The sequence below is a fragment of the Trichothermofontia sp. genome, from assembly GCF_053493415.1.
In genome coordinates, this window is sequence record NZ_JBRCAD010000129.1 from 1 (window position 1) to 6,818 (window position 6,818).

Below are 6,818 nucleotides of genomic sequence, written 5' to 3' on the forward strand. Positions count from 1 at the left end.
GCCCCCCCAGACAGTCAAGCCGGTCCATCGGTGTTAATTCGGGATATTCAGGTCCTGGGGAGTACGGTGTTCAGCGACGATCGCCTGAATGCCATCACCCAGCCCTACGAGGGACAACAACTGACCCTCGAAGATTTGCAAAAAGTGGCGGACGCCATTACCCAGCTTTATCTCAACGACGGCTACATCACCTCACGGGCCATTTTGGTGGATCAGGAGATCCGGGAGGGGGTTGTGCGGATTCAGGTTATTGAGGGCAGCCTAGAGGAAATCCAGGTTGAGGGTACCCAACGCCTGAATCCGGGCTATGTCCGTCGTCGGATTCGCCTGGGGGCAGGGGTCCCTCTTAACCCCAGTAAACTGGAAGACCAACTGCGCCTGCTGAAGCTTAATCCCCTGTTTGAGAATGTGGAAGCCAGCCTGCGTCCGGGTAGCGGCATTGGTCAAAGCATCCTGGTCGTGCGGGTGACAGAAGCCAAAGCCTTTGGTAGCCAACTGTCGATGGATAACTATTCCCCCCCCAGCGTTGGGGCCGAGGAGTTTGGAATCGGCCTGCAACATATCAACCTGACCGGGATGGGCGACGTACTAGCGGGTACCTTCGATCGGTCCTTTACGGGCGGCTCCAATACCTTTGACATCCTCTATCAGGTGCCCCTGAATGCTATGGAGGGGACCCTCCGTCTCCGCACGGTGATTAACCGTAACGAGATTACCCAGGAACCCTTTAATGTGTTCAACATTGAGGGGGAATCGGAACTCTATGAACTGAATTTCCGGCAACCCCTAGTCCGTACCCCCCGTGAGGAATTTGCCCTTGTCTTTGGATTTGATCACCAAGACGGTCGAACCTTCTTAGATGGAGATGGGTTTGGCTTTGGGGCAGGTCCCAGCAGTGATGGGATCACCCGTACCAGTGTGTTCCGCTTTGGCCAGGATTATATTAAGCGAGGGCCGGGGGGCGCCTGGGCCTTGCGATCGCAATTTAGCCTGGGGACGGGTTTGTTGGGTGCAACGGTCAATAGCCACCCGACACCGGATAGCCGTTTCCTGAGCTGGCTGGGACAAGCCCAACGGGTGCAGTTATTAGGGCAGGATCACCTACTCATCATGCAGGGGGATTTGCAACTGACCACCGATCCCCTCCTACCCTCTCAGCAGTTTATTATTGGCGGTGCCCAATCCCTGCGGGGCTATCGTCAGAACGTGCGGGCGGGGGATAATGGCTTCAAGTTTTCGATCGAAGATCGGATTACCCTTCAGCGCAATGCGACTGGCGCTTCCATTTTACAACTGGCCCCCTTCTTAGATTTGGGAACGGTTTGGAACCATAGCGACAACCCCAATCCCCTGCCCAGTCAGCGATTCCTGGCTGGCTTGGGTTTGGGGGTACTCTGGGAACCGCTACCACGCCTCAATCTGCGGTTAGACTATGGGCTACCCCTAGTGAACCTGGACGATCGGGGCAATAACCTTCAGGATGATGGCCTGTATTTCAGTGTGATCTACCGACCGTTTTAGTGAGGGGGCAGTGCTGAGGGCTGATTGCTGAGTTTGCCCATGCAAAATTCACAATGCTTTCTTCGTGTCTACTCTAGACGTAAGGCTGCGGGATTGTCCCGACCGGGCAGGTGCTCCAGAACCGTCGTCACCGCTTGCGAGGCGGCAATAATATCGCGTTCCTCTCCGCCCAGGTATAAGCGCCCAAAGCTACCGACTGCTTGCACACTCAGGATATTGATGAGGGCGGCTTTCTCGGCTTCATTCGCCGCCAATGCGGCATAGGCCGCCGGGGTCACTTCCATAATGTAGAGGGTTTGGCCGGAGAGCAACATCTGCCCACGTCGGACTCGGTTGATGAGTTGGGTATGGTGGGGATCAAGGTTGCGAATAATCTGGCTGGATACGATCTGGGGCTTGAGGCAATCCTGCTGGCGTACTCCGAGCGCATCAAGGATGGCCTTGCCTGCTGTCCGGGTTTCGCCCTGGCGGCTGGAGTGAATTTCCAGTAGCCCATAGAGCCGTTCGACCACCTGGACACCAGGTCGCACTGCCGTTGCCTTCACGGCCACATCGGTAATCCGATTGATCTCAATACCGGGTGAAATTTCAATCCACAGGGAGGCATCGCCGGGTAGGGGCAGAAAGCCCTGGGAAACCGTTCCTAAATAGGCGGCGTGCTGGCTCTGTAGGCTGTCAATATAGACATAACTCCGCAACTCAATTCCCAAGCTGGACCTCGCTATGCGTCAAAAATTAAGACCAGTCTATCGGGTATTGTGTGCGTTTCCCAGCAGTGGGTGGGATGAAGTCATACGAACTGGAAAGTCATAGGTGGGGAAGTGAGCCGTGCGCTCCACTGTTTTCCATCAGGCCAGGCAGGGGTTTTGGCCGATCCCACGGGGTTGCTAGTCTAGGCAGGCGGGGATGCCTACCCCACGGGTTGTTAGCATGGGGCTGCTAGCATGGGCAGGCGGGGACGCCTACCCCACGGGCTTTGCTGGTGGGGCGAAGAGGCTGGTGGGGCTTAAGCCTAGCCATTAATGGCGAAGGCTTAGGCTAGGGCCAGCACAACTTGTTGGGCGCATAGATAGAGCATCGCGAGTTCGCTTTCGTTGAGGATATGGGCTTGCTGCCATTGTAAGGAGAGGACAGCCCGATTCTGTCCGCGATGGATGACCGGTGTTAGCACATGGGCCTGAATGCCTGAGTTTTGATAGGGGGGCAGGGCGGCAAGATCGCTATCGGCGGCAACATCGAAGCACCCGGTGACCTGGCTAGTGCTAAGGGTCTCCTTAAACAGGGGGTCTTGCGGCAACCAATCAACGCTGGTCGCGATCCCATACAGCCCGTGGGCCTTAATGGTGGATTCTGTCTCCAGGAGGCAGAGGGCACAGCCATCGGCTTGAAAGCTTTTCCCAAAGGCACTGGCGATCGCTTGGAAGGTGGCATCTGCCTCCGTTATCCTGCGCGACACTTCAACGATCGTGGCCAAGAGGGCCGCTTGGGCTTCCGCCCGTTGCAGTTCATCTAGGCGTTGTTGCAGCACATCGTAGGTTTCCGTGGCCCGCTGGACGACTTCCTTGAGTTCGTTGGGGTCCCAGGGTTTGGTAATGTACTTATACACTTGACCGGAGTTAATGGCTTCGACCAGATCCTCCACATCGGTGAAGCCGGTCAGGATAATCCGCATGGTATTGGGAAACTGGGGCACCGTGCGGCTCAGAAATTCCGTCCCTTTCATTTGGGGCATTCGTTGATCTGAGATAATCACAGCCACTTCGCCTTCCTGGGCTAGGACTTCCAGTGCCTTACCGCCGCTATCGGCCCTAAAGACCTGAAAATCCCGCCGGAAGGTACGGTACAACAGGTCTAGGTTATCGGGTTCATCATCGACAACCAACATTTTCGGTTTTTGGACACGCTCCTGGTTCATGAGCTTGGGGCTGATACTATTGTGAACTGGATTTACTTTTTCCATGCTGTCATCTAGCCAACGACAATATTCCCGGTCAGCATGACCGATGTGCCAACCTGCGCACCTACGGTAACAAGTCTGCTAAACCATGCCAATCACTCCCATCCTAAATGGTCATTCCAGCGTTGTAGGCCCTTCCCCGGATGCTTTTGCCAGGGGAAGGAGCGCTATCCCGGATTAGGGGGAGGTGGTTCCGGCACCCCGAGATGGGGAACGACGTCCGCCCTTTGTTGCTGGTGGGAGGCTGGGCTTGGCGATCGGTAACGTAAAGTGAAACTGACTGCCCTGGTTGCGTCCGGCGGACTCGGCCCAGATTTTTCCCCCTAGGCGGGTCACAATTTGCCGACAGATGGCTAACCCCAACCCCGTGCCGCCAGTTGTGCGCCGCAGGGCACCTTCTTCCTGGTAGAAGCGCTCAAAGACGGTTTCCAGGCGATCGGGTTCAATCCCCCGCCCCGTATCGGCGATCGTCACTTCGAGCATCCGCTCCCCGTTAGTTTGAGCAATGATTTCAACCTGACCCTCCGGTTCCGTAAACTTGCAGGCATTATCCAGAAGCTTGGCCAGCACTTCCACCAGCCATTCCCCATCCGCTTCTACTAGGGGCAAGTTGGGGTTGACTTGGGTGGTGATTTGGGGCAGACGCTCTTGGCGATGGCGGGTGCGCACACCACTCACGACGAGATCGACACACTCCCCTAAGGGCAATGGCTCCGGATTCCACTCCACCCGGCCACTTTCCAATCGCGACAGGGTTAAAAAGTCCTGGACCAGTTCCCGTAGTCGCTCCGCATCGGCGAGGGCAGAGTGGAGCATCACTTGGCGTAATTCCGCTGGCATCTCCGGTTCGCTCGCCAGACTCTCCAGACAGACCTGGATGGTGGATAGGGGGGTGCGAAGTTCATGGCCCGTAATTGCGATCAGGTTACTGCGAGTGCGTTCCAAGGCTTCGAGTTGTTGATTTAGATCGTCTAAGTTGGCGTAGGCTTCCGCCTGGATCAGGGCAATCCCCACTTGGACGGCGATCGCCTCCACTAGGGCCAAATCGTCCTCACGCCAGTCCCGTCCCTGTTCAGCGCTGCCATGCAATTCGACCATGCCCAGGAGGCGACCGTGGTAGAGAACCGGCACCATTAGCCATGCCTCAATCTGCCATTGGGCCACCAGTTCTGCCAGGGGTAGGGTGAGGGGTCAGGTGGGGACTGTCGCTTGCCCCGTTTAGACTTGCCAGACGAGGCCGCTGCCGGGGGCGTTGGCGCGGTGTTGGCAATCCGGGGATCGGTGCGGGTGTTACTGATATAGAGACGTTCCCGCTGGCTGACAACGGTTTGAAACAGGGGGTTATTTTGCAAGGGCCAGTCATAGCCACACAGGGAGGGCACTGTGGCTCCTAAGAACTCGTATTGAATGGGGGCGCTGGCATCGGTTTCCCGACAGCGATAGAACAGACAACGGTTGACCTTGAGGACCTGCCCCAGTTCTTGCACGGCAATTTTCAGGATTTCCTCCGGGTTGAGGGATTGTCGGACGGCGGTGGAGATGGAGTTAACGAGCCGTTCTTTGCGCTCCTGGGCGGCGATCGAGCGATAGGCTTTCAGAAGTTTGTATTGGCCGGCCTGGAGATAGGTGACCAAGCGATCGGCAAAGGGACCGGGCTGGGCCACTTCAATCAGGTGGGGCAAGGAGGCCAGAATGTCCGATCGCGCCTGATCGATTTTCGCCTGTAACTCCGGGCGGTAGTGCAAAATCCGTGCAAACATTAACTCGGCGGCTTGGACACAGACGAGGCGATCGAAGGTCCAGATCCCCTCAAAGCGCCGGATTTGGTCCATTGTTGCCAATTCATCAAATCCAGCCGTTTGTTCACTGGGGGCAAAATGTTCGCGGCAGACCAGGCAACTGGCGTACTGTTGGCCAATCACAATCAAGTGCCATTCATCCCGCAGGCCATCCTCCGGGTCAAACGCGATCCGTTCGTAGTAGTCGGAGCCATGCGCGAACTCGGTTTCCGGTGCTGCCAACACATAAACCTGATCCGTGCGATCGGCGATCCGGCGGTAGCGGTGGGCCTCCTGGCGATAGAAGCGTTCCTGCTGAAAGCTGGCAATGACCAAGGGGGGCACTGATCCGGCCAGGACTTGATCTTCAATGGCATGGGATAGGGCAATCAGCGACGATTTAAAGTAAATCTGGGTACGCAGATGGGGTAGCACTCGCACCAGATCTTCCAGGATGGAAGCGGAGATACTCATCAGGCAAGCACGATCAAAGGGGAGTGAGGGCTAGGCGGGGATGCAATGCCAACGAAAGTCCAACCAAAATGTTAATAAGCCGCAATCGGGCGGGGAAACGCAACGGTTTTGGAGATGAACAAAGTTTAATCTTTATTCTAAGGCGTTCACGTGCCTCTCTGCGTGCCACCTGTTACCCGCTCTTGGACTACCCCTGGACCATTGCTGTTGATGCAAGCACTTATTGATCGGATTCACCAAGAACTGTTGCCCCACCTGCGGCTGGAAAGCCTCGACCCCCATGACCCGATCGTGGTGCACCAGATCCCACCGCCCTGGGAATTATTGGGGGCTGGCAACTATGCAGCGGTCTTTGCCCATCCTGATATCCCGGATTGGGTAGTGAAGGTCTATGCCCCCGATCGCCCTGGGTTTGCCGAGGAGGTGGAGGTTTACCAGCGGCTAGGGGATCATCCGGCATTTTCAACCTGTCTATATGCCGGAGAAAATTTCCTGGTGTTGCGGCGGCTACAGGGGGTGACCCTCTATGACTGCGTGCGTTTGGGTATCCGAATTCCGCCACGGGTGATCCGGGATATTGACGCGGCCCTGGCTTATGCCCGCAGCCGGGGCCTGACCCCCCATGATGTGCATGGTCGCAATGTGATGATGCATGAGGGGCGAGGGTTGGTGGTCGATGTCTCAGATTTTCTCCACCCGGACGACTGTCGGGCATGGACTGATCTCAAACGGGCCTACTATTGGCTGTATTTGCCGATTATCGCCCCCCTGCGGCTACGCATTCCCAACTGGCTGCTGAACGGGGTGCGTAAGGGGTATCGCCTGTTCCGACAGGTGGGGAAGCGCTTCTCCCGGCGATCGCGAGCGGGCAACGGCTAGGCTACTCAACCACCACGGGTGTGCCCATTTCCACTTGGGCATAGAGGGCTTGGATATCCTGGTTGCGCATCCGCACACAGCCGTGGGAGACGGCTTGACCAATGAGGCTTTCGTTAGGGGTGCCGTGGAAGCCAATAAAATTCTTGCCATCGGTCCAGAAGCCGATCCAGCGGGGGCCAAGGGGATTATCGGGGCCGGGGGGAATCACG

At 56.9% G+C, this 6,818-nt stretch carries 7 protein-coding genes; 2 read left to right on the plus strand and 5 right to left on the minus strand.

What is annotated here, in order from left to right; genetic code table 11:
- Positions 1-1,521, plus strand: a 1,521-nt coding sequence (locus ACWIUF_RS11275; RefSeq protein WP_448572464.1) for a ShlB/FhaC/HecB family hemolysin secretion/activation protein, incomplete at its 5' end; no start/stop codon positions are given.
- 68 nt (positions 1,522-1,589) lie between these two features.
- Here the strand turns inward: ACWIUF_RS11275 and ACWIUF_RS11280 are convergent.
- From ACWIUF_RS11280 to ACWIUF_RS11295, 4 genes are all read right to left on the minus strand, one after another.
- Entirely contained in the window at positions 1,590-2,231 is a 642-nt protein-coding gene (locus tag ACWIUF_RS11280; RefSeq protein ID WP_448572465.1) for a hypothetical protein, read from the minus strand.
- 323 nt (positions 2,232-2,554) lie between these two features.
- Positions 2,555-3,481 (minus strand): response regulator, encoded by a 927-nt coding sequence (locus tag ACWIUF_RS11285; RefSeq protein WP_448572466.1) that lies wholly within the window; start codon positions 3,479-3,481, stop codon positions 2,555-2,557.
- Positions 3,482-3,655: 174 nt separating this feature from the next.
- Positions 3,656-4,642, minus strand: a complete 987-nt coding sequence (locus ACWIUF_RS11290) for a GAF domain-containing sensor histidine kinase (protein ID WP_448572467.1) — start codon at positions 4,640-4,642, stop codon at positions 3,656-3,658.
- A complete protein-coding gene (locus ACWIUF_RS11295; RefSeq protein WP_448572468.1) occupies positions 4,612-5,730 on the minus strand; it encodes a DICT sensory domain-containing protein in 1,119 nt (372 codons plus the stop codon). Before ACWIUF_RS11295 ends, ACWIUF_RS11290 begins: the two co-directional genes overlap by 31 nt.
- A 210-nt stretch (positions 5,731-5,940) precedes the next feature.
- Between ACWIUF_RS11295 and ACWIUF_RS11300 the strand changes: the two genes are divergently transcribed.
- Positions 5,941-6,609 carry a serine/threonine protein kinase gene (locus ACWIUF_RS11300; RefSeq protein WP_448572470.1) on the plus strand — a complete coding sequence of 223 codons (669 nt, stop codon included), beginning with the start codon at positions 5,941-5,943 and terminating at the stop codon, positions 6,607-6,609.
- A 1-nt stretch (position 6,610) separates the two neighbouring features.
- On the opposite strand, the gene ACWIUF_RS11305 is transcribed toward ACWIUF_RS11300, so the two are convergent.
- The coding region (locus ACWIUF_RS11305) for a L,D-transpeptidase (RefSeq protein ID WP_448572469.1) at positions 6,611-6,818 on the minus strand (208 nt) is incomplete at its 5' end.

Bases quoted from the DNA above. Each gene is read 5' to 3' on its own strand.
- ACWIUF_RS11285 (WP_448572466.1), bottom strand. From the start codon at position 3,481: ATGGAAAAAGTAAATCCAGTTCACAATAGTATCAGCCCCAAGCTCATG.
- ACWIUF_RS11295 (WP_448572468.1), bottom strand. From the start codon at position 5,730: ATGAGTATCTCCGCTTCCATCCTGGAAGATCTGGTGCGAGTGCTACCC.
- ACWIUF_RS11300 (WP_448572470.1), top strand. From the start codon at position 5,941: ATGCAAGCACTTATTGATCGGATTCACCAAGAACTGTTGCCCCACCTG.